The 25,139-nt window shown below is 31.6% G+C and carries 24 protein-coding genes, 1 pseudogene and 1 riboswitch; of the genes and pseudogenes, 5 read left to right on the forward strand and 20 right to left on the reverse strand.

Annotated features, from left to right (window positions below):
* From RWO76_RS03535 to RWO76_RS03600, 14 genes are all read right to left on the reverse strand, one after another.
* Nucleotides 1-260, reverse strand: a 260-nt coding sequence (locus tag RWO76_RS03535; protein ID WP_314354329.1) for a glycosyltransferase, incomplete at its 3' end; no start/stop codon positions are given.
* Nucleotides 261-315: 55 nt separating this feature from the next.
* Nucleotides 316-1,323 carry a glycosyltransferase family 2 protein gene (locus tag RWO76_RS03540; protein ID WP_314354380.1) on the reverse strand — a complete coding sequence of 336 codons (1,008 nt, stop codon included), beginning with the start codon at nt 1,321-1,323 and terminating at the stop codon, nt 316-318.
* A gap of 25 nt (nt 1,324-1,348) precedes the next feature.
* Nucleotides 1,349-2,329, reverse strand: a complete 981-nt coding sequence (locus RWO76_RS03545) for a glycosyltransferase family 2 protein (protein WP_314354330.1) — start codon at nt 2,327-2,329, stop codon at nt 1,349-1,351.
* A gap of 14 nt (nt 2,330-2,343) precedes the next feature.
* Nucleotides 2,344-3,453 (reverse strand): CDP-glycerol glycerophosphotransferase family protein, encoded by a 1,110-nt coding sequence (locus tag RWO76_RS03550; RefSeq protein WP_314354331.1) that lies wholly within the window; start codon nt 3,451-3,453, stop codon nt 2,344-2,346.
* 1 nt (nt 3,454) lies between these two features.
* Complete coding sequence (locus RWO76_RS03555; protein WP_314354332.1) at nt 3,455-4,531, reverse strand: glycosyltransferase; 1,077 nt, start codon at nt 4,529-4,531, stop codon at nt 3,455-3,457.
* Between the two features lie 4 nt (nt 4,532-4,535).
* The gene (gene tagD / locus RWO76_RS03560) at nt 4,536-4,931 is read right to left on the reverse strand and encodes a glycerol-3-phosphate cytidylyltransferase (protein WP_314354333.1); all 396 of its coding nucleotides are present in this window, start codon (nt 4,929-4,931) and stop codon (nt 4,536-4,538) included.
* Nucleotides 4,932-4,965: 34 nt separating this feature from the next.
* Nucleotides 4,966-5,802, reverse strand: coding sequence for a glycosyltransferase (locus RWO76_RS03565; RefSeq protein ID WP_314354334.1), 837 nt, complete (start codon nt 5,800-5,802; stop codon nt 4,966-4,968).
* A gap of 14 nt (nt 5,803-5,816) precedes the next feature.
* On the reverse strand, nt 5,817-6,917 hold the full coding sequence (locus RWO76_RS03570; protein ID WP_314354335.1) for an EpsG family protein: 1,101 nt from the start codon (nt 6,915-6,917) through the stop codon (nt 5,817-5,819).
* 39 nt (nt 6,918-6,956) lie between these two features.
* On the reverse strand, nt 6,957-7,619 hold the full coding sequence (locus tag RWO76_RS03575) for a CpsD/CapB family tyrosine-protein kinase (RefSeq protein ID WP_314354336.1): 663 nt from the start codon (nt 7,617-7,619) through the stop codon (nt 6,957-6,959).
* A gap of 4 nt (nt 7,620-7,623) precedes the next feature.
* The gene (locus RWO76_RS03580) at nt 7,624-8,310 is read right to left on the reverse strand and encodes a chain-length determining protein (protein WP_314354337.1); all 687 of its coding nucleotides are present in this window, start codon (nt 8,308-8,310) and stop codon (nt 7,624-7,626) included.
* Nucleotides 8,311-8,335: 25 nt separating this feature from the next.
* Complete coding sequence (locus RWO76_RS03585) at nt 8,336-8,917, reverse strand: sugar transferase (RefSeq protein WP_314354338.1); 582 nt, start codon at nt 8,915-8,917, stop codon at nt 8,336-8,338.
* Nucleotides 8,918-8,995: 78 nt separating this feature from the next.
* Nucleotides 8,996-9,730 carry a CpsB/CapC family capsule biosynthesis tyrosine phosphatase gene (locus tag RWO76_RS03590; protein ID WP_314354339.1) on the reverse strand — a complete coding sequence of 245 codons (735 nt, stop codon included), beginning with the start codon at nt 9,728-9,730 and terminating at the stop codon, nt 8,996-8,998.
* Between the two features lie 379 nt (nt 9,731-10,109).
* Nucleotides 10,110-12,110 carry a transketolase gene (gene tkt, locus RWO76_RS03595; protein ID WP_314354340.1) on the reverse strand — a complete coding sequence of 667 codons (2,001 nt, stop codon included), beginning with the start codon at nt 12,108-12,110 and terminating at the stop codon, nt 10,110-10,112.
* Between the two features lie 54 nt (nt 12,111-12,164).
* Nucleotides 12,165-12,413 (reverse strand): DUF896 family protein, encoded by a 249-nt coding sequence (locus tag RWO76_RS03600; RefSeq protein WP_314354341.1) that lies wholly within the window; start codon nt 12,411-12,413, stop codon nt 12,165-12,167.
* Between the two features lie 149 nt (nt 12,414-12,562).
* Between RWO76_RS03600 and lexA the strand changes: the two genes are divergently transcribed.
* Nucleotides 12,563-13,186, forward strand: a complete 624-nt coding sequence (gene lexA / locus RWO76_RS03605) for a transcriptional repressor LexA (protein WP_314354342.1) — start codon at nt 12,563-12,565, stop codon at nt 13,184-13,186.
* Nucleotides 13,187-13,566: 380 nt separating this feature from the next.
* Here lexA and pyk read toward each other — a convergent pair.
* The 3 genes and pseudogenes from pyk to dnaE all read right to left on the reverse strand — a co-directional run.
* Nucleotides 13,567-14,976 (reverse strand): annotated as a pseudogene (gene pyk / locus RWO76_RS03610) (pyruvate kinase); the annotation flags it as partial.
* Nucleotides 14,977-14,993: 17 nt separating this feature from the next.
* Entirely contained in the window at nt 14,994-15,959 is a 966-nt protein-coding gene (gene pfkA, locus RWO76_RS03615; RefSeq protein ID WP_314354343.1) for a 6-phosphofructokinase, read from the reverse strand.
* A 102-nt stretch (nt 15,960-16,061) separates the two neighbouring features.
* On the reverse strand, nt 16,062-19,400 hold the full coding sequence (gene dnaE / locus RWO76_RS03620) for a DNA polymerase III subunit alpha (protein WP_314354344.1): 3,339 nt from the start codon (nt 19,398-19,400) through the stop codon (nt 16,062-16,064).
* A gap of 135 nt (nt 19,401-19,535) precedes the next feature.
* Between dnaE and RWO76_RS03625 the strand changes: the two genes are divergently transcribed.
* Nucleotides 19,536-19,754 (forward strand): YjzD family protein, encoded by a 219-nt coding sequence (locus tag RWO76_RS03625; RefSeq protein WP_314354345.1) that lies wholly within the window; start codon nt 19,536-19,538, stop codon nt 19,752-19,754.
* 433 nt (nt 19,755-20,187) lie between these two features.
* Here RWO76_RS03625 and gndA read toward each other — a convergent pair whose 3' ends face one another.
* On the reverse strand, nt 20,188-21,621 hold the full coding sequence (gene gndA, locus RWO76_RS03630; RefSeq protein WP_314354346.1) for an NADP-dependent phosphogluconate dehydrogenase: 1,434 nt from the start codon (nt 21,619-21,621) through the stop codon (nt 20,188-20,190).
* Between the two features lie 167 nt (nt 21,622-21,788).
* Here gndA and RWO76_RS03635 point away from each other — a divergent pair, with 167 nt between their 5' ends.
* The gene (locus RWO76_RS03635) at nt 21,789-21,932 is read left to right on the forward strand and encodes a DUF4044 domain-containing protein (protein WP_314354347.1); all 144 of its coding nucleotides are present in this window, start codon (nt 21,789-21,791) and stop codon (nt 21,930-21,932) included.
* A 43-nt stretch (nt 21,933-21,975) separates the two neighbouring features.
* Here the strand turns inward: RWO76_RS03635 and metK are convergent, their stop codons facing one another.
* Nucleotides 21,976-23,145, reverse strand: a complete 1,170-nt coding sequence (gene metK / locus RWO76_RS03640) for a methionine adenosyltransferase (protein ID WP_314354348.1) — start codon at nt 23,143-23,145, stop codon at nt 21,976-21,978.
* Nucleotides 23,143-23,219, reverse strand: a riboswitch (SMK box riboswitch). It overlaps the preceding gene by 3 nt.
* A 164-nt stretch (nt 23,220-23,383) precedes the next feature.
* Between metK and RWO76_RS03645 the strand changes: the two genes are divergently transcribed.
* Together RWO76_RS03645 and RWO76_RS03650 are read left to right on the forward strand one after the other, a co-directional pair.
* Complete coding sequence (locus RWO76_RS03645) at nt 23,384-24,208, forward strand: hypothetical protein (protein WP_314354349.1); 825 nt, start codon at nt 23,384-23,386, stop codon at nt 24,206-24,208.
* Nucleotides 24,209-24,332: 124 nt separating this feature from the next.
* On the forward strand, nt 24,333-24,596 hold the full coding sequence (locus tag RWO76_RS03650) for an NINE protein (protein ID WP_314354350.1): 264 nt from the start codon (nt 24,333-24,335) through the stop codon (nt 24,594-24,596).
* A gap of 48 nt (nt 24,597-24,644) precedes the next feature.
* Here RWO76_RS03650 and rplS read toward each other — a convergent pair whose 3' ends face one another.
* On the reverse strand, nt 24,645-24,992 hold the full coding sequence (gene rplS / locus RWO76_RS03655; RefSeq protein WP_314354351.1) for a 50S ribosomal protein L19: 348 nt from the start codon (nt 24,990-24,992) through the stop codon (nt 24,645-24,647).
* Nucleotides 24,993-25,139 lie beyond the last annotated feature (147 nt).

A 25,139-nucleotide genomic window follows, 5' to 3' on the forward strand; every position in this document is an offset into this window, starting at 1 on the left:
TCAATAAAAACGATGAATTCTCCTGTAGACTCAGCAACGCCTCTATTTCTTGCAACACTTTGTCCTTGATTTTCTTGATTTATTAAACGAAAACGACTATCTAGTTCACAATATCGTTCACATATTTCTTTTGAACCATCAGTAGATCCATCATTCACTAAAATAACTTCAAAATCTGTGAAAGTTTGCTGCCTTATACTCTCTAGACATTCTTCCAGATAATTTTCTACATTATAAACTGGTACTATTATACTAATCATATTCTTTCTAACATTTCCTTTTAAATTTATTGTATTATCCTACTTATTTAAATACTCAATTTTTTCTTATATGTAATTTATCGTTTAGATGATTTATTACTTTTTTAGCAGCAATCCATCTCTTTTGCAAACTTATATAAATAGGATGAGTAAAAGTTGTATAATATTTTGGAGCAAATAAGTACAGTCTCAATAAACGATATTTCTGGACAACTTCCTTGGATTGCTTTGCTATAAAAGCAGCGTTTTGAATAAAATCTTCATATAAATCAACATACGGACTCTTCGTATTAATCCCATCTTTTAAATAGTGTCCATGACCAAGATAAAACATAAAATAACCAATGTACGGAAGCATATTTTCATCATCTTTAAAAGAATCTATTAACTGATTTCCCACTTTAAAAATATCTAAATCTTTTTCATTAAAGGATTTTGTCATAGTACTATTGGGACGAACACGATAGTAATAACCGATATAATCAACAATTACTATTTTTCGAATATGTTTTAAATAATTTATTCCTGTAAAGACATCTTCATAAATATATCCTTCTAAAAATGGAATCTTTTCAACAATTTCTCTTGTATATAATTTTGTAACGGGACAAAACTTCACTTCTTTAAACTCAATACAATTAAGAATTGCTTCTTTAGCGTTTCCTTCGAATACAATTGTAGAAATCTTATTAAGATAGAACTCTTCTTTATTTCTTGTCATTCTACATTCTACGATATCTACATCCGTCTTCATGTAAGGAAGTAGTACTTCTAACACGTTTTTATTGATAACATCATCACTATCGACAAACATGAGGTATTCGCCAATGGATTCTTTAACCCCACGATTTCTGGCTGCACTTTGACCTTTATTTTCTTGATTAATCAATCTAAAGCGACTATCTGCCTGGCAAAATCGTTCGCAAATCTCTGTTGAGCTGTCCGTTGAACCATCGTTTACTAAGATGACTTCAATATCTGTATAAGTTTGATATTGAATACTTTCTAGACATTCTTCTAGGTATTCTTCCACATTATAAACCGGTACAATTACACTAATCATAAAATAATTTCCTTCACATTTATTTTTATTCATCTACCTTTACTTCTTTAATGCCATTTTTGAATTTCCAAATTGCATAATAGATTGGGAATACAATTGAATTATAATATTTGGGGCAAAAGTTATAGAGCTTAATCAAACGTGATGCTCTAGCTAACTCTGGATTTTTCTTTGTTAATGTTACATACTCAGCTAATTTTTGATTATAGAATTCTCTATATGGATTCCCTTTTTTTACATAACTGTGATAATGCATCGTAGCCAAATGAACTAAAAAACTACCAACATAAGGAAGAAGATCTTCTCTATCAGCATATAATTCTATTAATTTATCACAAACAGTAAATATATCTAGATTTTTTGGTGAAAATTCTCGGTGCATTATACTACCTAAACGTACTCGATAATAATATCCTACATAGTCAATTTTAATCATTTTTCGAATATATTTTAACATCCCTATTCCACTATAAACATCTTCATAAAATACACCTTCTATATATGGAACTGCTTCAACAATCTCTCTTCTGTACAGTTTAGTAACTGCATTAACATTTAGCGTATGATGCGGGAAAAACTTAACTGACTCATTTGAATCTCCTTCAAAAATAATGGTTGTTGTCTCAATATTTTCATCCAAAAATTCCATTTTCTTTACTGTAAATATACACTCTACAATATCTACATCCTCAGTCATGTATTGCATTAACTTTTCTAAATAGTTTGTTTTAATAATATCATCACTATCTACAAATACAATATACTCTCCAGTTGATATTTCTACCCCTTTATTTCTTGCAGCACTTAATCCTTGATTTTCTTGAGTAATTAAAAGAAAACGACGATCCTCTTGACAATAACGTTCACAAATCTGTTTAGAGTTATCTGTAGAACCGTCATTTACTAATAGTACTTCAATATTGGTGTATGTTTGATTTTGAACACTGTTTAAGCATTCTTCTAAATAATTTTCTACATTATAAACGGGAATAATTACGCTAATCATTTTTTATCCTAACCTTATTTTTTTAATCCAATTTCATTCAAAAGGGTCTTTGTAAAATCTTTTTGAATGGCATTGACTTTATCATTTACTTTTGTTCTTTCTTCAATGTAACTATCTTCAGATTTCATGACACTCTCTAGGAACTCTAATAAATCGTGTGAATCACGAATGACACTCCCAACCATAAGACTCTTAACATCTTCAAATACAAAACCACGTTTGTCCTTATATTCTTCGTAATCATTAATAGTAAATGCTACTGGTCTATTTAATAAATAATAATCTAAAAATACTGAAGAGTAATCGGTAATTAATGCGCTAGTAGTCCCTAAAAAGGTATATAAAGTCCCATACTGCTCACTAATAATCTCTTCTGTTAATAGATGAATGTTTGAGTGATTCATTTGCACTTGAAGGCGAGATTCTTCTAAAGGATGCAATTTAATATATAATTGATAACCATATTCTGATAATAATTGTTCTATTTTTGAGAAATCATCTTCTTTAAGTGAAAATATCAGCGCATCCTGACTGTCATGATAATTTTTGGAATTTCGGTAAGTTGGCATCCAAATAATTCTCTTATCTTGTTTTTCTTTAAATAATTCATCATTACGAATATTTCCTACTAATAACATTTGTTCCTCAGTAGCATTAAAAGCAGCTTTCATAATTGGTGTAAAGTAATCTGAAGACGATACTAATTTTGTAAAAAAGTTATAGTCAACGTTCTCTAGTCCCTCTTCAAGGTTCCCAATTTTTTTTAAAGGCATTCCATGCCATAAATTCACCACCATCTGATTTGGTGCAGGCTTAATAGGATACTTTCCAAATGAATAGAAAAAGTATTTTGACGTTAAAAAATAATAGAGTCCTCGATAAATCGAAACATACTTCACGTTCTTATCTTTTTCTAGATGATAAAAATCATTTGACGCACAAATAATGTCATATTCTTCTTGATAGCCATTATTCACTAAATATTGATAGAGTGTTCTAAGATTATCTCTGAAGCCCCAATTGGAATATAAAACAATCCTCTTATTTTTCTTTGGAATAATCATATTCATTTTTGAAGTTATCATTTTGAATTTAAACAAAACTGTTTTTAAATAATGATTCATATCATTTCTCCAAACCTTGCTTATAAATTACTTTCAAGTATTCTCTATTTTCATCTATATTGAACGGTTTTAACGCTTCCTCTAACGGACGGTTTTGATTTAAAACGGGTGCTTTTTCAATATAATTCATCCATTCATCCTTCTTTAAAGGTAAAGCTGTACAAATGTTCTGATTCAGTTGCGTTGTGGAATCAATCGTTTCATTCATAATAATATTGACTCCAGAGCATTGTGCCTCCACTAGCACCATTGGAAAACCTTCATAAAGGGATGGAAATGCAAAAATATCAAACGCTGAATAAAATTTATGTACATCATTTCTACGACCCGTAAAAATAACATTTTCTAATTCTTTACTTTGTTCTTCTAACATTAAACGATCCGGACCTTCTCCAACAAATAGAAATGTTACTTGTGGTAAATCCTTTGCAATTTCAATTAAAAATTTTTGATTTTTAAACGGATTTAAAATCCCCACCATTCCAACTACTTTTTGATTGTTAGGAATATGAAACTCTTCTCGAATTTCATTTCTATAGTCTGATGAAAATTTAAATTTTTCTATCTGAATAGCATTTGGAACAATTTGAAATGATTGATTTCCAAAAATTTTAGTTCCTGCTAATTTACCACATGAAATACGATGCGTTGCATTTTTTAATGCTAAAAACACTAAAAATCGATTTCGAATACTTTTTAACCAATGATCGGAAAACTGACTACTATGATTATGATAAATTCTTACACGAACACCATTTTTTCGTGCATAATAATTATGTATAAAGGCAGTAATAGGATTATGAATATGTAAAATATCGATTGGATAATTCTCATAAAACTTTTGGCATTCTCTTACATATTGGAACATTTTACTAATCTTCAATTCTGGAAATACGATGCGTTTGAATTGTTTTTCATCTAAATATTGATTAAAAGGAAAATAAGGCTCTCCATTAGATTCTCCAACCATATAATCAAATTCAGCATCATCTTCTTGAATGTGATTTTTTATAAAACTTTGTACCCCACTCATCGTATTTCTCACTCCACCTGTTACATGGAAAACATGATATTTCATCCTATCACCCTTGATTTAAGTCTTTTTTTATTTTAGAAGTGGAAATTTCTTCCGTTCTTGACAAATAAACAACTTCGATTCCTAATTCTTCTAAATGATCAAACTTTCCTTTCCAGTCATCTCCAATAACAAAGACATCTGCATGATACTTCTTAATATCAGAAACTTTTTGTTTCCAATTTTCTTCTGGAATAACAAGGTCGACATATCTAATTGCCTCTAAAAGAGATTTTCTCTTGTCATAATCAAAATAACAATCTTTATTTTTTTCTTTTTGATTAAATTCATTCGTAGATAATCCAACAATTAAATAATCTCCTAATGCTTTTGCACGTTTTAATAGATTAATATGACCATAGTGTAGTAAGTCAAACGTCCCATATGTAATAACTCTTTTCATTTCTTTCAATTCACCTCAATTTTATGAGAAATTCTTATTTAATAGTTGGAATTTTTTCTACTTCATCTCTCATTTTTTTCTTGTAAATCCATTTTCGAACTTTATTAGGCAAAATTCGTACAAAATTTCGAAGAAAAAGATTTCTCAAAAATTCCAACAAATTTATATCCCCTCGACGATAAAAATCTAACTGCAGAATAAAATCTGTCTTCACATACAAAAGCCCGCCTCTTCGTAAATAACTAGAATCATTAGTTTGCATCACGACTAAAGGTTCTTGAATATTATAAAAATCTTTAGTTGGATTATCATGTAATAATCTCATCGTCAAATCGTAGTCTTCTAAATAACGAAATTCCCGATAATTTCCAGATTTTAAAATATACTCTTTTTTCATCATACTCGAAGGATTATTAAAAGGATTTCTCATTTTCGAATATTGTCGAATTTCTGCAGTTGTTTCTGGCACTTTCTTCAAAGCGGTAAATTCTGTATTTTTTTCTAATATATTCGAACCAACCATAATCAAATTAGGATTAGCCTTAAAAGCGTTCAATTGCTTCTCAAATCTTGTTTCCACACAATAATCATCACTATCAATTCGAGCAATGAATTCTGTTTTACAGCGATTTACTCCAAAACGTGATGTTGGTCCTGAGCCTAAATTTTTAGGTAATTGATAAACTGATAAAATAGGAATTTCTTTTTTTAAGCGTTCAATCTCTTCAGTTAATGTTTCTGTTAATTCCCCATCACAAACTAAAATAATTTCTTTTGGTTGTACCGTCTGCTTATAAGAACTTAATAAACATTTTCTTAAATTTTCAGGATTTTCTTTCTTATACACTGTTACTAAAACGGAAAACTCCATACCTACACCTCTATCTAATTACCTAACAACCAATCTGTAATAACAGAACGGTAAGGAACTACATGATACCAGTCTGTTTTATAATAAATCAGTACTAAAAGCATCATTAAATAAACTAAAATAATCCCATAAAACAAAATCCATTTTATTTTTCTTTGTGAAATTTTGGATAACATCATTGGAATATACAATGCTACAAATGGAGAAAAGTAATGCGCAAATCGACCAATTAGACTTGTTTGTAATGTCATAGCTGTTAACACTAAATAAGCTAAAAACAACGTTCTAATGGATTCTTCAACCTTTGTTAATGTTTGCTTATTTAAAATAATCTCCCCAATGATAAACATGAATACATATAAAATTGTTAGTAATACAGGAGCCCACTTATTACTATCTAAAAACCAGGATGATTCTAGATAAGAATTATATTGTGGAAAATATTTAATGATAGCAATCGTAATTAATTTTACAAATGGAAATAAAGCTATAAACCCTAACATAATAGCTGGATAATATGTCACACTTAATCTTATTTTCCTAATAAAGATAAATAGAATACAAATAATTCCTGAAGTATGAAATAGTGGCGCCAATAATACAAAAAGAATCCCTCTTATTTTCTTTTCTTCTGATAAAAAATAAAATCCTAAAAATCCAAATGCTACTGCTAGTCCTTGTCGAATATTGGATAAAGAATATAAAAACATTCCTAAAGAGCTTAAATAAATGATTAAGCTCATATAAACATTTTTAGAATACTTATGTAATACATAAAACCATATCCATAAAGTTAAGAATGCAAATACAAAGAGTAATATTGAGTAATTTTCAGTCAAACTACGAATAAGTTGATTACTAAAAACATATCCTAGTTCAAATCGAGATTTAAAGATTTTAGAAAGTTCCGGAAGTTTTAGAGCGTTTTGTTCAAAAATGGACACATAAACACTCAAATCTCCTCCTACACTTGATTTTCTTAAACCATCAAATAGTAAGAAGAACATAAATGTTGGAAAAATGAAAAAGTTTATTTCTCTTTTTCTCTCTTCAAAATAAAAAGATAAGAACGCCAGAAAGGTAAGGTACATAAACATTAAAATATAAATAATCATTTAGACTCCTTTCCTAGTGCTTCTTATCTTTTCCACTAACTAATATTTGTAATAGTAATAATAATTATTACCTTCTGATAATTTTAATTTGTTCATCACTGTTCCTAATAGTCTAGCTCCAACATTATCCAATCTTTTCTTAGCTTCTACAATTTGTCTACGTTTACTTTGTTTAGGATCCACTACTAATAAAGTTGCATCAGCAATTCTCGCCAATACTTGTGCATCAGTAGCTGCTAATAAAGGTGGTGTATCAATAATGACATAATCATAATGCTCTACAAATGCTTTGATACTTTGTTCCATCGCAAAACTAGCTAACATTTCTGATGGATTTGGGGGAACAGGTCCTGAAGTTAAAACATCGAATTTTACATCAAGTATATCTAATCGATGAATAGCTTCTGCACCTGTTTCACGTAATAAGAATTTACTTAAACCTTCTGTATTCATAACTCCAATATTTTTATGTTGAGTAGGTTTTCTCATATCTGCATCTATTAACAAAACTTTTTTCCCTTGTTGGGCCAATGAAGCTGCAAGATTAATACTGACTTCACTCTTTCCCTCATTAGGATTGGAACTCGTCACAACAATTGTTTGAATACTTTGTCCAAAATTTGAAAATTGAATATTACTTCGTAAAGTTCTGAAAGATTCTGATGCAATCGATTTACTATTATGAATGACTTCAATATGCATATTTCTACCTTCTTCCTTTTTTCTCTATTTCAGGAATCATTCCTAAAGTTGGAACACCTGTTAATTCTTCCAAATCTTCAGAAGAATCAATGGCGTCACTTAAAATATAACGGAAAAATATCATATTAAAAGCAATAAATGCAAAAACTATTACAGATATGAACATATTTTTCCATAAAATTGGAAAAACAGGTTTTGAACTTCCTAATGCCTCACTCACTACTTCTAAATCATCACGACCAAACTTTTCTGCCGTAAATTTTTTATATTGTTTTACATATTGTTTAATATAATTAACAGCTAACTCTCTATCTGTAGCTCGTATTGTTAAAGTCATTAATTGTGAGCCTGAATCATTCGTTAGTTTAACACCCTTAATTTTAGATGATTCTTCAGGAGAAAGTTCTAATGCTTGATTGGTTGCTTCCTTTACAGTTGGTAATGCTGCAATTTCTAAATAAGTTTTCGCCTGTCTTTGAAACAAGTTTAAAGATTCTATTACTTGAGAATCATTTTTTTCTGTACTCATATTTTTCACAATAAGAGTAGATGACACACTATAAACTGGTTTAATAGCTACAATGGTATATAATGTAACACTACCAACTCCTAAAAGTATAAAGCTTATTAAAAAAATAAATTTTGACTTAATAAGACTATAAAATCTTGTCATATTATTAAAAAGATTCATTCACTGTTCTCCTCTACTGATTATTTTACCTAGATCCATCTCCAGTAAAAACAACTTGTACTGTTTTTATATAAATTAAAATATCTAAATTTAAGCTTTCATGTTCTATATAATATTTATCATATTTTAACTTTTCTTTTGGGGATAATTCATACCCACCATTAACTTGTGCCCAACCTGTAATTCCAGGTTTTATGATTATACGATCATTAAAATCTGGAATATCTTTTAAAAATTCCTCAATAAATTCAGGTCTTTCTGGACGTGGTCCTATAATAGCCATATCGCCTTTAATAATATTCATTAATTGAGGTAATTCATCAATTCGACTTTTTCGAAGAAAATGACCCACTTTTGTGATACGAACATCATTTTTCATTGCCCATTGATAACCATCTTTTTCGGCATTTGAATACATCGTTCTTAGCTTATAAATATTAAATCTTTTGCCGTTTAATCCAACTCTTTCTTGTATATACAAAGGATTTCCTCTTGTTTCTAATATGATAAATAAAGCACTAATACTACAAAGTAACATAACTGGTATTAATAATACTATACTAATAAAGAAATCAAACCCTCTTTTTATAATTCTATAAGTACACATAATTTCCTCTTTCATAGTAATCTTACGACTTTTAAAATGATTAACATCTCATCGATACTGTCCGTAAAATATTTAAATTTATTCTATCATTTGATTAGTAATTATTCGAATAGGATTTTCTACAAATAACTCATTTGCTTTCTTTAGCCCATATTTATGAGAAATGATTTCAAACGCTTCTTTCATATAAGGGGGCCTCTTTGATAGATGATGCATGTCACTCGCAACACAATGTACTAAGTCTTTATCCAAATAATACTTTGCTCTTTTCTTAAACAATCTATTTTTATCATTAAACCATTTTGCTTTTAACACACTTGAGCTATTTATTTGAACATAACAACCCATATGAATCAATTCTTTTAAATAATTTTCATTATTTTCAAAAGATTGATATCGTTCTACATGAGCAATAACTGGAATAAATCCCATTCTTAAAATATTTGTTAAACCTGTTTTAATCTCCCATAATTTTGCATTTTGACTAAACTCTATTAGCACATAAGAGCTTCCATTTATACTGGGAATTATCTTTTTTTCTAATTTATCCATTAATTCACTAGAATAATAAATCTCTGCCCCATATAATACCGTTAAATCTGACGCTACTTCTTTAGAAAGTTTTTGAACACTTTTAAAATTCTTTTCTATTATATCTTCAGGTGTTTCAAACATTCCTATTCTACGATGTGAAGTTGCAACAATCGTACGTACCCCTTGATTATAAGCATCCATTAAAAGACTTCTACTCTCTTCAATTGTTTGTGGCCCGTCATCGACTCCAAAAATAATATGCGAATGAATATCGATCAAATTATATCCCCCTAAAATTTCTTTCATTCCATCTTATATTAATTGTAAATTTTTATCAACTTTCATCATATAGAAATTACTAATATATCATAGAAAATCTATGGAACTGTTTCTAAAGAAGCTTTTTAAATTTTGATTCTAGCAAATATACTTTCATGCAAAAATTTGTTCCTCCCCATGTTCATTATAGAACAAATAAAGTAATATTAATACTTTAAATACTTAGAAATTAAAAAAAAAATTGTTAATTTTTCATAAAAAAAAATTTAAATCCTGTTTTTGTAAGAATAATTCTTTCCATTCGGATTTTATCATCTTTATACAAAAAACTTCCCTGACGTCGTTATCTACAACGTCAGAGAAGTCCATTCCTATTCTTTTATGAAATTAATGATAAATAAGTTGCCACTATATTTTCTACTGTAAATCCATATTCTTTCATAACAGTATTTCCATTACCAGATGCCCCGAATTTATCAATCGTTACTAGCTCACCATCGAATCCTACATAACGATACCATCCTAGACTTGCACCCATTTCAATGGCAACACGTTTGCGAACTGAACTTGGTAATACAGACTCTTGATATTCTTTTGATTGTTCTTCAAAACGATTCATCGCTGGCATTGACACTACTGAAACATCATGACCTATTTCTCTTAAAACTTTTTGAGCTTCGACAGCTAAACTTACTTCAGATCCTGTTGCAATCAAAATTCCTTCTGGAACTTCCCCTTCTTGTGAGCTCACAACATAGGCGCCTTTATTAACTCCATCAAAAGCTAATTCTAAAGAATGCTCCAATACTGGAAGATTTTGTCTTGATAAAACTAATAATGATGGTCTAGTTGTATCTTCTAAAGCTGTTTTCCAAGCAGCAGCTACTTCATTTCCATCCGCAGGTCTAAATAGATTTGTATTTGGGGTTGCACGGAATGCTGCTAATTGTTCAATTGGTTCATGAGTTGGGCCATCTTCCCCTACCGCAATTGAATCATGCGTATAAACATAAATTGTTGGTAAATTAGAAAGAGCAGCTACACGCATTGCTGGTTTCACATAATCGGCAAATACAAAGAATGTACCAATATATCCTCTTGTTCCACCATGTAATAAAATACCATTTAATGCTGCACCCATTGAAAATTCGCGTACACCAAACCAAATATTGCGTCCAGCATAATTACTAGCTTCAAAGTCAGTATCTGCTTTATTCATTGTATTATTTGAAGAAGATAAGTCAGCTGATCCTCCCCAGAACGATGGAATATGTTTTCCTAATTCTTGAATCACTTCTTGACTTGTTACACGAGATGCTTTTGCCGGGCTACCAAATTCATATTTTGGTAAAATTTCGTTCCAATCCACTTCAACTTTTCCAGAAAAAGCATCTTCAAATTGTTTCGCTAATTCAGGATATTCTTTACGATATGCTTCGAATAATTCTTGCCATTCTTGGTAATCATGTTCACCTGTTTGCACTAATAATTTATCAAAACGATGAGCTACTTCTTCCGGAACTTCAAATGGAGCATAATTCCATCCATAATTTTGTTTCATGATTTTAATGCCTTCTTCACCTAAAGGAGTTCCATGAATTTTATTTGTTCCTTGATTCGGAGCACCGTATCCAATAATCGTTTTCACTTCAATTAAAGTCGGTTTCTCAGTTTCACCTTGTGCTTCTTCAATTGCTTCTGCAATTTCATCTAAGTCATTTCCATCTTCAACACGAATATAATTCCATCCTTGAGCAATAAATCGATCTTTAACACTTTCATTGAATGATTTTGATAATTCGCCATCTAATGTAATATCATTTGAATCGTATAATACAATTAATTTATTTAATTTCAAAGTACCTGCTAATGAAGTTGCTTCATAAGAAATACCTTCCATTAAATCTCCATCCCCACACATGACATAAGTATGGTGATCTACAATTGGAAATCCTGGACGATTATAAGTTGCAGCAAGATGTGCTTCAGCCATTGCCATTCCTACTCCATTGGCGAATCCTTGACCTAAAGGGCCAGTTGTTGCTTCTACACCATCTGTATGACCAACTTCTGGGTGACCTGGAGTTTTACTATTAAATTGACGGAAATTTTTTACATCTTCAATTGAAACTTGATACCCAGATAAATGTAATAATGAATATAAGAGTGCTGACCCATGTCCGCCTGATAAAACAAAGCGATCTCGATCGACCCACTTAGATTGTTTTGGATTTACTTTTAAATATTTTGACCATAATACATAAGCCATTGGAGCAGCACCAATTGGTAACCCTGGATGCCCAGAATTTGCGGCTTGAATGGCATCCACACTCATTGTACGAATCGTATCTACTGCTAATTGATCTACTTTATCAAACATATTAACACTCCTATTCAAATCATTATTTTATTCATTCTATATTATAGCGAAAAATTATTCTTCGTTACGATTATGTAATCCTTTTTCTCTTTGAATTTGTTTTAATTTTTCAGGAGTTACATCATTACCTTCTTCATCAACAACTTTTAACCCTTCAATATGATTTCTCATTCCTCCACGAAACGCTTCTAAATATTCTTGACGTAATAACAATTGTTCATTTTGTTCTGAAGGAGTTAACCCTTCTGTTTTTTTCTTACGAGCTAATTCATTAATTCTCTCAATTTTCTTAGGATCTAACATAATAGACATCCTTTCTACAATTTTATAATTACCCTTTTATCATACCATTATTTGCCTAAAAAGAAAATATTTCAAAATACGAACATTTGTTTGATTAAACTTTCGTTTTATGCTATGATAACGTAAAAAGATATAAAGAAGGTGATTCAATGTCAAATGTTAAAGATTCGAAACAAATTGATGTCCTACGTTTTATATATGAAGAAGTTAAAGAACATGGTTATCCACCAACTGTTCGAGAAATCTGTAATGCCGTTGGACTCTCTTCTACCTCAACTGTACACGGCCACCTTTCTCGTTTAGAAAAAAATGGATACATTCAACGAGATCCTAGCAAACCTAGAGCAATTGAATTAACACAAATTGGTCTAAAAGCAATCGGTGCTACTGCTACTGCTATTCCGATGTTAGGAACTGTTACAGCTGGCTCACCTATATTAGCTATCGAAGAAGCTAATGGATTCTTTCCAATTCCACCAGATTTACAACAGGATGCAGAAGATTTATTCATGTTAACAATTAAAGGTGACAGCATGATTAACGCTGGAATTTTCGATGGCGATTCTGTTATTGTACGAAAACAATCGACTGCTTCCAACGGTGAAATTGTTATTGCCATGACCGAAGAAGATACTGCTACTTGTAAAAGATTTTATAGAGAATCTGACCATATTCGCTTAGAGCCAGAAAATGATCAACTCGATCCAATTATTTTACCTAATGTAACCATCTTAGGAAAAGTAGTCAGCCTCTATCGTAATCGAATTTTTTAATAATATATCAATAAAAAACTCTTTGTTTTTATAACGAAGAGTTTTTTTATTTACGCAAAAATTTTTTCTTTATTCATACAAAGTGTAAAAAACAGAAAAGAACTTTCATACTAGTAAGCACAAGAGACATCTTCAAGTGGCTACTGGCGTCCTTTACTACTATATAGAAAGGTCCATTCCCAAACGCTCTCCCGTAATTATCCGTCAAAATAGAAAAGACCTTTCATAGTAGTAAACGCAAAAGTTGCCACATTGGCAACTTTTGCTAGGAAATTTCGAGACCTTAGTCTCGAAATTTAGGCATGAGACTCGCTTCGCGAGGCTGCTGCCGTCCTTTACTACTATATAGAAAGGTCTATTTCGAATTATTAAAATGTTTTTTGGACTTTCAACATATTTGTTGAACCTGTTTCTCCAACTTTAAGACCTGCTGTAAGAATTAATAAGTCTCCTTTTTCAGCAAATCCTTTTTCTAATACGATATCATTTGCAAGTTTGAACATTTCATCAGTTGATGCTGGTCTATCAATTACATAAGGTTGAACACCCCATACTAATGCTAAACTACGTTGTTGACGTTCAGTATATGTAATAGCCATGATATTCGCACTTGGACGATATTTAGAAATCATTTTTGGAGTATGCCCTGATTGAGTTGCTGCAACGATTGTATTGATTTCTAAGTTTTTAGCTGTATGAGCTACAGAACGAGCAATTGCTTCAGCTACATCAGTTGCATCATAAGTTTTTAATTTAAATTTATCTTGTCCACGTAATTCACGTTCAGTACGTACACAAATACTTGCCATTGTTTTAACAGCTTCTACTGGGTAGTCCCCTGCTGCTGATTCCCCAGATAACATAACTGCATCTGTACCATCAAAGATAGCGTTCGCTACGTCCCCTGCTTCCGCACGAGTTGGACGTGGGTTACGTTGCATCGAATCTAACATTTGAGTTGCAGTGATAACTGGTTTACCACAAGCATTACATTTCTTAATTAAAGCTTTTTGAACAATTGGAACTTCCTCTGCAGGAATTTCAACACCCATGTCTCCACGGGCAACCATTAAACCGTCAGATAATGCTAAGATTTCATCAATATTATCAATACCTTCTTGGTTTTCAATTTTTGGAATAATTTGAATATGAGTTGCATTGTATTCTTCTAATAGATCTCTGATTTCTTGAACATCAGAAGCACGACGAACGAAACTTGCTGCGATATAGTCAATATCATTTTCAATACCGAAGATAATATCTGCTCTATCTTTTTCAGTGATTCCTGGTAATTTAGTGCTTACGCCTGGAACGTTTACACCTTTTTTGTTTTTAACAACACCGCTGTTGTTTACTACTGTTACGATTTCTCCATTTGAATGGTCAATTTCAGTAACTGTTAAACCTACTAAACCATCATCGATTAGAATTGTAGATCCAACTTTAACATCGTTAATTAATTCTGGGTAAGTAATAGAAATTTTTTCTTTTGTCCCTAAAACTTGAGTCATAGAAATACGTAATACATCTCCAGTGAAGAATTCTAAAGCTCCACCTTCCATATCATGTGTACGAATTTCTGGTCCTTTTGTATCTAATAAGATAGCAATCATTTTACCAGTTTCTTGACGTACTTTTTTGATATTATTAATACGTGCTAAATGTTCTTCATGGTCACCATGTGAGAAATTTAAACGTGATACGTTCATACCTGCTTCAGCTAATGCTGTTAATTTTTCAATTGATTCACTTGCTGGTCCAATCGTACATACAATTTTAGTTTTTTTCATAAACAACTACTCCTTTATTAAAATGAAATTTCTTTATTTAATTGATATAATTCTAAGTTCGGTACATGTTTTCCATTTGCTAATGTTTCTACGATGTCACTATAAACAACTTTTTCACCACGAACACCAACGCAAACTCCGCCAACGCCTTCTTTTAATAGGTCAATAGCTTTTGCACCTAAACGACTTGCTAAAACACGGTCACGCGCAGTAGGAGAACCACCACGTTGAACATGCCCTAATACTGTTACACGAGTATGGAAGTCTTCATCATATTCCCATAATTTCTTAGCAAACTCATCGCCACTCATTACCCCTTCAGCTAAAAGAATAATTGTATGTTTTTTCCCATTTAAGCGACCACGTTTTAATTCTTTTGCTACTTCCGCAATATCGAAGTCTTGTTCAGGAATTAAAATTTGTTCTGCACCACTACCAATACCAGTCCATAGAGCAATATCTCCTGCGTTACGTCCCATAACTTCAACAATAAATGTACGTACGTGACTTGTTGCAGTATCTCTTAAGCGGTCAACTGCTTCTAATACAGTATTAATCGCTGTATCAAAACCAATTGTATAATCAGTGCCTGGAATATCATTGTCAATTGTTCCAGGAACTCCAATTGTTGGGAATCCTAATTTTGTTAAAGCTACAGCTCCTTGGTAACTTCCGTCTCCACCGATAACAACTAAACCTTCGATACCGAATTTTTTCAATTGTTCAATCCCTTTTTCTTGACCTTCACGGTGAGCAAACTCAGGATAACGTGCAGAATATAAGAAAGTACCCCCACGGCCAATCATATCTCCCACATCAGAAGCCTCCATTTTGCGGATGTCTCCTGCAACTAATCCTGCAAATCCATAGTTAATACCATAGACTTCAAATCCTTCATAAATTCCTTTACGAACGATGGCACGAACTGCAGCATTCATACCTGGTGCATCTCCACCACTTGTTAAAACAGCAATACGTTTCAAGCTATTCACCTCTTATTATTTTTTTGGAACTCATCCAATTTCTTAACCTATTTTAACACTTTTATTTAAAAATGTCTTTTCTTTTCATTAATGAAAAGGTTTTTATTTTATAATTTTTACATTTTCTTCTCCAACAATTGAAGAAAGGGCTTTTATGGTCTCAAAATCGACTTCTAATCCTGAATTAAAATTCATTTTAAGAACCTGATCTTTACTTTCAATGTATAATAGAACGGTTGTATCTCCCGGATTATTTATTACTACATTCTTAATTTTGTCGAATACTTCTTTATTTTGTAATTTTTCAGTAATTTTAATATAACATTTAATTGAAGTTGCCTGTGCTAGTCCTTCCACTTCAAATAAGCTTAATACTTGTTGAACTTGCACTTGCCATTTCGATTGAAGATTCTTTCTAGTTTTTCCTTTTAATAATACTAATTGATTCTCTTCTAATAATGAGAAAACTATTGGATATACCTCAGAAAAGACAACAAACTCCATTTCACCAGTTTCATCTTGAATCGTTCCAAACGCCATTGGTTCACCTTTTTTCGTACGAATCTTACGAATATTTTTTAAGATTCCCAATACTGAAACTTGTTTTGATTCATAAATTCCAGAAATACGATTCGCTTTTTGTTCCTTATATAAAATTTCATAAGGTTCTGTTGGAAAAGAGGAAACTGGAAATCCTAATACAGTAATTTCTCGTTCAATTTTTTCAATAATATTACTATCTTCTTCTTCAAAATATTTTGGATACATCTCTTCACTTAATTCTAAAGAGAGATTACTTCCATGAAATTTTACACTTTCAATTACAGCATCAATACTTGCTCGTAATGTCGCTCGATTTTTTCCTAATTCATCAAAAGCTCCTGCATCAATTAAAGCTTCTAATACTTCTTTTTTACAAAATCTTTTACCAATTCTAAAAGCAAAATCCATAAAGTCGTTAAATGGGCCATTTTGTTTACGTTGAGTAAGAATTTCTTGAATAAAATCTCTTCTTAATCCTTTTATGGCATTTAATCCAATAAATATTCCATCTATTGTTGCAGTATAATCGTCCACACTAGTATTAATCGAAGGATTTTTAATCGAAATACCTCTTTGTTTTGCTTCTATAAAATAGGTTTGTAATTTTGGAGAACGATCTCCAACAAATCTTAAAATAGCAGTATAAAAAGCACGTGGATAATGAGTCTTAAAATAAGCTAATTGATACGCTAATAATGAATACGCAAATGCGTGTGAACGGTTAAAACCATAATTAGCAAATCTCTCGATATATTGGTACACTTCTGTTGCACTTTCTACATCAATCCCTTTTCCAATTGCTCCTTCAATAAAATGAGCTTTTTCTTGTTCTATCACTTTGCCGTCTTTTTTACCGATGGCACGTCTCAAAATATCTGCTTGTCCCAATGTAAATCCTGCCATTTGAGAAGTTACTTGCATAACTTGTTCTTGATAAACCATGACTCCATATGTCGATTGGAGAATAGACTCTAAAATTGGATGAGGATATTTCACAACTTCTTGTCCATGCTTCCGTTTAATAAAGGTATCAATTTGCTCCATTGGACCAGGTCGATATAAAGCATTCACAGCAGCAATATCTTCTAAATTCGTTGGCCGAAGCTTTTTTAATACTCGACGGATACCGTCTGATTCAAATTGGAATATTCCATTTGTATCCGCTTCTTGAAATAATTCTAGAGTCTTCTCATCATCTAATGGAATCTCATTTAAAATAATGTCTTGTTGATAAATTGATTTTGTTAATTCAATTGAATCATGTAAAATAGATAAATTCGTTAACCCTAAAAAGTCCATTTTTAATAATCCAATTTGTTCGACATATTTCATTGTATATTGCGTTATCGGCATTTGTTGGTCTTTATAGATTAAAGGAACAACATCCGTTAATGGCTTATCATATAGTACTACACCAGCAGCATGGGTAGATAAATGTCGAGGCAATCCTTCAATTCGACAGGCTGTCTCAAAAATCAATTTATTCTTTGGACTTCTCGAAACTAATGTTTGTAAACCTTTTGACTGTTCATAAGCACTTTTCAAATTAATTCCCAATTGATTTGGAATAGCTTTAGACCACTCTCCCGCTTGAACCGTGGTCAGCCCTAACACACGACAAACATCTCTCAATGCTTGTTTACTTCCAAAAGTTCCAAATGTAGCAATTTGTGCAACATGATTTTCCCCATATTTTTTTCGAACATATTCTAATATAGCTTCTCTTCGATTATCCGGAAAATCTAAATCGATATCGGGCATTGTATATCGTTCTGGATTTAAGAAACGTTCAAATAATAATTGATACTCAATTGGATCAACTTTAGTAATATTCAATAAATAAGATACTAATGAACCTGCTGCTGATCCACGTCCAGGACCTGTTTGAATGCCTGCTTCATGAGCATATTTCATAATATCCCATACAATTAAGAAATAATCGTTAAAACCCATTTGGTGAATGATGGATAATTCATAATTCAAGCGCGATTTATACTCGTCTTTTACTAATTCTTTATCTTTTAAAGATTGCTGACAAATTTCTTGTAAATATTCCTGACTTAATTTGCCTTCTGGTGTTTGAAATTTTGGAAGCAATAGTTCATTCTTTGGAAGTTCCCATTTAATAGCATCAACAAATACTTGTAATTGACGGACTAATTTCCCTTCTAATACACTCGACCAATGTTGCGTTAATACCTTCTCATCTTGTAAATAGTATTGTCCACTCACTTCTGCTTGAGTTGTACTTAGTGTTTCACCATCTCCAATAGCTTTTAATACTCGATAACTAAAATCATCCTCAGCTTTTAAATAGAAGGTTTTAACAAAAGGAAGAAGTTTCATTGAAAAATCTTTCGCCCATACTTCTAATTCTTCTAAAGAAATTGGTAAAACTTTGTTGGATTCAATTCCTAGATGAATATTTGAACAATAACGCTCTTCCGCTTCAAACAACCAACGTTGAAAAGCTACTTTTCCATTTAAACATTCCAATGCCCATTCACTATTTTCTTGTGGGAATACTATTTGTAAATGCTCAGAAGCTTCTTTTATGATTTTTTCCATATCTTTTGAAACAAATTTGGATTTTTGATATTGAGTCGATAATTCGATTAATGTTTGATAACCAATTTCATCTTTTGCGTAAACAACCATAGATGAAAAAGCTTCTGCATTTCTCCATTGCTTATATTGGAATACACAGCCAATAATAGGTTCAATATTTTGGCTACGACATAAATTATAAAATTCAATTGCACCATGTAAGACACCTTCATCAGTTAGAGATAATTTTTCATACCCTAATGTCTTAGCAGTCATTACATATTTATATAAATCAATGGTACTTTTCAATAAGCTATAGCCACTAGTAACTTGTAAAATCGTAAATGTCATAATGATTCCTCTCTATCATTTCTTCTCATTTATTATAACGGTTGAATAGAATTTTGTACAAATATTGTGATGTTGTTTTTTAAACAATTTGATTCAAAGAAATTTTACTTGTATGAATTAGAAGGATTGACTATAATGAAAATGAAAGAAGGTGTCGAAATGAAATACCTCGTAACTTTTGTTTGGGGATTTATCTTAAGTCAAGTAACCTATTATTTAGGTTCTGCATTAGCACAATCTCCATATAACTTTACAAATGCAGTAGTCGTTGGCATATTAATTTCTTGTGGAATTGTTTTAATCCAACATGTCTTCATGAAACCAACCAAAACTGCACCACAATCACATCAATAAAAAAAGCATCTCGAGGAGATGCTTTTTTTATTTAAAGATAAATGAATGACTAAACCAAAAAGACTTCCCATAGTAGCTGAAGTACTAGAAGCCAAGTGGCTTCTAGTACAGGAAATTTCGAGACCGATGCTCGAAATTTAGGCATGAGACCCAAAGGGGCTGCTACCGTCCTAAGCTACAACAGATTAGCCTTATGTAAAACGTCTTCTTCATAAATGAATAGCTAAACAGATAAAATATGCTTCTAACTGTCTCAACATTAATGAATGGACAAAACAGAAAAGACTATCCATAGTAGCCCAAGTACTAGAAGCCTCTTGGCTTCTAGTACAGGAAATTTCGAGACCATAGGCTCAAAATTTAGTAATGAGACAGCTTCGCTGGCTGCTTGCGTCCTGGCTACTATAGACTAGTCTTATTAAAATTATGGTTATTATTGTTCGATCTCACGTTCTTGCGCCCATTCAAAGTGGAAGACACCTGGTTTATCCACACGATTATAAGTGTGCGCACCAAAGTAGTCACGTTGCGCTTGAATTAAGTTAGCTGGTAATACTTCTGAACGATATGAATCATAGTAAGCTAATGCACTTGAGAATGTTGGAACAGGAATTCCTGCTTGAACAGCTGTTACAACTACTTCACGAACTGCTTCTTGATAAGATTCTGTTACATATAAGAAGTATTTATCTAATAATAAGTTTTTCAATTCTGGATCACGTTCAAATGCATCTGTGATTTTTTGTAAGAATTGAGCACGAATAATACATCCAGCACGGAAAATTTTCGCAATTTCCCCATAATTTAAGTTCCAATCAAACTCTTCACTAGCAACACGCATTTGAGCGAATCCTTGTGCATAACTCATAATTTTTGAGAAATACAATCCTTTACGAACTGATTCGATTAATGCTTGTTTTTCAGTATTTGATAATTCAGGAACTTTAATTGGAGACAATTCTTTACTTGCTACTTCACGTTCTTCTTTTAATGTAGAAATATAACGTGCAAATACAGATTCAGTAATTAATGGAAGTGGAACACCTAAATCTAACGCACTTTGAGAAGTCCATTTACCTGTCCCTTTATTTCCAGCAGTATCCAAAATCACTTCAACCATTGGTTTACCTGTTTCAGGATCTTTTTTCGTTAAAATATCAGCAGTAATTTCAATTAAGTAGCTATCTAATTCGCCAGTATTCCATGATTTGAATACTTCAGCAGTTTCTTCAACTGTTAATCCACCAACACGACGTAAAATATCATAACTTTCAGCAATTAATTGCATATCACCATATTCAATTCCGTTATGAACCATTTTTACATAATGACCTGCTCCATTTGGACCTACATAAGTCACACATGGTGCACCATCATCAGCTTTAGCAGCAATTTCTTCTAAGATTGGTGCTACTAAATCATACGCATCTTTTTGTCCACCAGGCATAATAGCAGGACCTTTTAATGCTCCTTCTTCACCACCAGAAACTCCAGTACCGATAAAGTTAATACCTGAGTTTGCTAACATTTCATTACGACGGATTGTATCTTGGAAAAATGTATTTCCCCCATCAATTAAGATATCTCCTTTATCTAAATGTGGTAATAAACTTTGAATAGTTTTATCTGTTGCTTCACCAGCTTTAACCATTAATAAAATTCTTCTTGGTTTCTCTAATGAATTTACAAACTCTTCCACTGTATAAGTTGGAACTAATTTTTTGTCAGGATGTAATGCAATCACTTCATCTGTTTTCGAAGATGAACGATTAAAAATTGAAACCGAATATCCACGACTTTCAATATTTAAAGCTAAATTACGACCCATTACTGCCATACCAACGACACCAATTTGTTGTTTTGACATTTAAAATTCCTCCAATAATCAATTTAATTTACTTACACATCATACCAAAATTTACAATATTAGGAAAGCTATTTGCACTTAAAGAAAATTTTCATTTACTATACTACTTGAGTATTTCCTACAATTCATGTAAACTAACAATGATTTGAAATAAAGGAGAGATAGTAGTGTCAAGAAAACCTAGAAAAAAACAAAAACGTAATCTTTCAACAATGGAAAAAATTACTCGTGTAGTTGTATGGTTTATGTTATTAGCAACACTAGGCGTAATTGTATTCCAATTTGCAATGACTGTTATCAATTATAAATAGTAAAAAAAACGATTATAACTGAAATGTTATAATCGTTTTTTTATTAGAACTCAGCTTTTAAAGCTTCTACTTTATCTAATTGTTCCCATGGTAAATCTACATCTTTACGTCCAAAGTGTCCATAAGCAGCAGTTTGTTGGTAAATTGGTCTACGTAATTGTAATGTTTCAATAATTCCTTTTGGAGTTAACTTGAACACTTTACGAATCGCTGCAATTAATTTTTCTTCTGAAACATGATTTGTTCCAAAAGTATCCACAGAAATAGATACTGGTTGAGCTACCCCAATTGCATAAGCTAATTGGATTTCACATTTATCTGCTAAACCTGCAGCTACTACGTTTTTAGCAATATAACGAGCAGCATAACTTGCAGAACGGTCAACTTTTGTTGCATCTTTTCCTGAGAATGCTCCACCACCATGACGAGCATATCCACCGTAAGTATCTACGATAATTTTACGTCCTGTTAATCCAGAATCTCCAACCGGTCCACCAATTACGAATTTTCCTGTTGGATTAATGAAATAACGTGTTTCATCATCTAATAATTCACTTGGTACAACTGGTTTAACAACATACTCTAAAATATCACGATGAATTTGTTCTTGAGAAATTTCTTCATCATGTTGTGAACTCACGACAATCGTATCAATACGTTTTACTTTATGATCTGTTGTATATTCAACAGTTACTTGAACTTTACCATCTGGACCTAAATAATCTAATTTTTTTTCTTTACGAACTTTTGCTAATTGATAAGCTAGTTGATGACTTAAGTAAATTGGCATTGGTAAGTAAGTATCTGTTTCATTTGTTGCAAATCCAAACATTAAACCTTGGTCTCCTGCACCAAACTCTTCTTGTTGTCCACGAGTTTCTAAAGCATCATTAACCCCCATTGCAATGTCAGGTGATTGTTTATCTAAAGAAACCATAACAGCAACACTATCCGCATCATAGCCATACTTACGATCAGCATAACCAATTTTACGAATGGTATCTCTAGCAATTTGTTGATAATCGACTGTAGCTGTTGTTGTAATTTCACCTACTAATACGACTAAACCTGTATTAACGACTGTTTCGCAGGCAACACGAGCAGTTGGATCTTGAGCTAAAATAGCATCTAGTATTCCATCACTAATTTGGTCTGCGATTTTATCGGGATGTCCTTCTGTAACTGACTCCGATGTAAATAAAATTTTTTCCATTGTTTTTCCCCCATTCAATTCCGGTTACAAGGCATCTACACATTGTGTATCCTCTCGGGAATATCATATTTTTTTAAGACTCAACCATTATAGCATTATTTTTTAAAATTCCTAGTATTATTTCTCTTTTTTATACATTTATTTTGTGAAAATGTCATGAAATCGTTTAAATATTGCTTGACAAGCTAGATTAATTTACCTATCATGAAAATAAAAAAGTATTATCGAGGTAATTTATATGTCCGTAAATTCTATGGTACATCCAGAAATACCTTATATGAAGCAACTGACAAATCCATTATGGAGTTTATTTTTAGCTCCTATCAGTTATTCATTTTTAGGTTTTTTGCTAGCCATTAAAACAAATGCTATCCCACTTTCTGGGGTACTCGTACTATATTTTTTCTTGTTTATTATTAACTTACAAGAAATGATGTATTCTAAATTTTATAAAATTCCAAAACGTGGACAATCCGTTGTACTACTCTTTACGAATTTCTTATTACTACTACCAATTGTTTATTTTGTACAAACTTTTGGAATTCGAATTGGAATTATCGCAGCTTTAGTTGTCGGAGTAAATCATAGTTGGGTTTTCCATTTACAATCAAATCATCCTGCATATGCGTATCATGTTCTTTTAAATAGCTTAGCCAAATTTACAGTAGCTAACTTTTTAATGTATTACTTGATTACACAACAAATTACAAACAGCATTTTCCAAGTATTTTTATGCTATGCAATTTTTGGAATTAGTATTATTCAATTTAAACAAAAGGCAAATGAGCGTCATCATTCTGAAAAATTAGAATTTCCTGTTTGGAGCCTATTCTTATCATTTATATTTAACCTATGTTGGCTTTTTGCTTATCCAATTAGTTTTTATGTAATAGGAACACATTTCTCGTTGTTTGCTTTAATTCTTATTGGAATTAGTGGAATAGTTCCTATTCTATACCATATTCTTTTAAAGAAAACTGCTAAACCAAGTAGAATTAGCACCTACTTTTATTGGTACGCAACATTATTAACAATTTTAATTGGTATCTTTTATCAATTTTAAAAAAATCGCTTCATCTATATTTGATGGAGCGATTTTTTTCATCTCTTTTATTTAAACAATCATCATTGCTTGTGTATTGACTTTATGTTACGATAACTAAAAATATAAGTGAGGTGAACTCAATATGGCAAACTATTATTATGATTCTAATAATAATCGAGAATACATTCCTGGTAGATATGTTAATAAAGTAATTTTATTAGTACTAATGTTTTTTTTAGGAGGCTTTGGAATTCATTATTTTTATGAAGGAAAAAATTTAAAAGGAATTCTTTCAATCCTATTTTCTTGGACATTTATTCCTTCTATTATTGCATTCTTTAGATTTATTTCAACAATTTTTAAACCAACAAATGAATATGGAGATATTTTTATTCCATACAATTAAAATCTATAAAAGAAACCCCTTGATTTCTCAAGGGGTTTTATCTTTCTATTAACGACGACGTTCTTGGATACGCGCTGCTTTACCACGTAAGTTACGTAAGTAATATAATTTAGCACGACGAACTTTACCGTAACGAACTACTTCGATTTGTGCTACACGTGGAGTATGTACTGGGAATGTACGTTCAACACCAACACCGTTAGAAACTTTACGTACTGTATAAGTTTCGCTGATACCAGCACCACGACGTTTAATAACAACACCTTCGAAGATTTGGATACGCTCACGAGTTCCTTCAACTACCTTAGCGTGAACACGTACAGTGTCACCAGGACGAAATGCAGGAATATCAGAACGTAATTGTTCTTGTGTTAAGCTATCGATTAATTTGCTCATGTTTTTTCTCCTTCCAACAAACATTCATGAATTGGCCGAATGTCCAATCAGCGGAATATCGTTCTTTATGGATAGTCTCCTATCCACTTTTGTGAGTTTATCACAGAAATGAATACTTGTAAAGGATTTTTACTTTACTTTTTTTAA

This window comes from uncultured Granulicatella sp. (genome assembly GCF_963521425.1).
Lineage (GTDB): Bacteria > Bacillota > Bacilli > Lactobacillales > Aerococcaceae > Granulicatella.

Excerpts from the sequence above, each read along its gene's own strand:
- RWO76_RS03570 (WP_314354335.1), bottom strand. The coding sequence starts at position 6,917 with ATGATTATTTATATTTTAATGTTTATGTACCTTACCTTTCTGGCGTTC.
- RWO76_RS03580 (WP_314354337.1), bottom strand. The coding sequence starts at position 8,310 with ATGAATCTTTTTAATAATATGACAAGATTTTATAGTCTTATTAAGTCA.
- RWO76_RS03645 (WP_314354349.1), top strand. The coding sequence starts at position 23,384 with ATGTCCGTAAATTCTATGGTACATCCAGAAATACCTTATATGAAGCAA.
- RWO76_RS03550 (WP_314354331.1), bottom strand. The coding sequence starts at position 3,453 with ATGAATCATTATTTAAAAACAGTTTTGTTTAAATTCAAAATGATAACT.
- RWO76_RS03600 (WP_314354341.1), bottom strand. The coding sequence starts at position 12,413 with ATGTTAGATCCTAAGAAAATTGAGAGAATTAATGAATTAGCTCGTAAG.
- tkt (WP_314354340.1), bottom strand. The coding sequence starts at position 12,110 with ATGTTTGATAAAGTAGATCAATTAGCAGTAGATACGATTCGTACAATG.
- dnaE (WP_314354344.1), bottom strand. The coding sequence starts at position 19,400 with ATGACATTTACGATTTTACAAGTTACTAGTGGCTATAGCTTATTGAAA.
- rplS (WP_314354351.1), bottom strand. The coding sequence starts at position 24,992 with ATGAGCAAATTAATCGATAGCTTAACACAAGAACAATTACGTTCTGAT.
- RWO76_RS03540 (WP_314354380.1), bottom strand. The coding sequence starts at position 1,323 with ATGATTAGTGTAATTGTACCGGTTTATAATGTGGAAGAATACCTAGAA.
- RWO76_RS03575 (WP_314354336.1), bottom strand. The coding sequence starts at position 7,619 with ATGCATATTGAAGTCATTCATAATAGTAAATCGATTGCATCAGAATCT.
- gndA (WP_314354346.1), bottom strand. The coding sequence starts at position 21,621 with ATGTCAAAACAACAAATTGGTGTCGTTGGTATGGCAGTAATGGGTCGT.
- RWO76_RS03545 (WP_314354330.1), bottom strand. The coding sequence starts at position 2,329 with ATGATTAGCGTAATTATTCCCGTTTATAATGTAGAAAATTATTTAGAA.
- RWO76_RS03555 (WP_314354332.1), bottom strand. The coding sequence starts at position 4,531 with ATGAAATATCATGTTTTCCATGTAACAGGTGGAGTGAGAAATACGATG.
- lexA (WP_314354342.1), top strand. The coding sequence starts at position 12,563 with ATGTCAAATGTTAAAGATTCGAAACAAATTGATGTCCTACGTTTTATA.
- RWO76_RS03650 (WP_314354350.1), top strand. The coding sequence starts at position 24,333 with ATGGCAAACTATTATTATGATTCTAATAATAATCGAGAATACATTCCT.
- metK (WP_314354348.1), bottom strand. The coding sequence starts at position 23,145 with ATGGAAAAAATTTTATTTACATCGGAGTCAGTTACAGAAGGACATCCC.
- tagD (WP_314354333.1), bottom strand. The coding sequence starts at position 4,931 with ATGAAAAGAGTTATTACATATGGGACGTTTGACTTACTACACTATGGT.
- RWO76_RS03565 (WP_314354334.1), bottom strand. The coding sequence starts at position 5,802 with ATGGAGTTTTCCGTTTTAGTAACAGTGTATAAGAAAGAAAATCCTGAA.
- RWO76_RS03585 (WP_314354338.1), bottom strand. The coding sequence starts at position 8,917 with ATGTGTACTTATAGAATTATAAAAAGAGGGTTTGATTTCTTTATTAGT.
- RWO76_RS03625 (WP_314354345.1), top strand. The coding sequence starts at position 19,536 with ATGAAAATGAAAGAAGGTGTCGAAATGAAATACCTCGTAACTTTTGTT.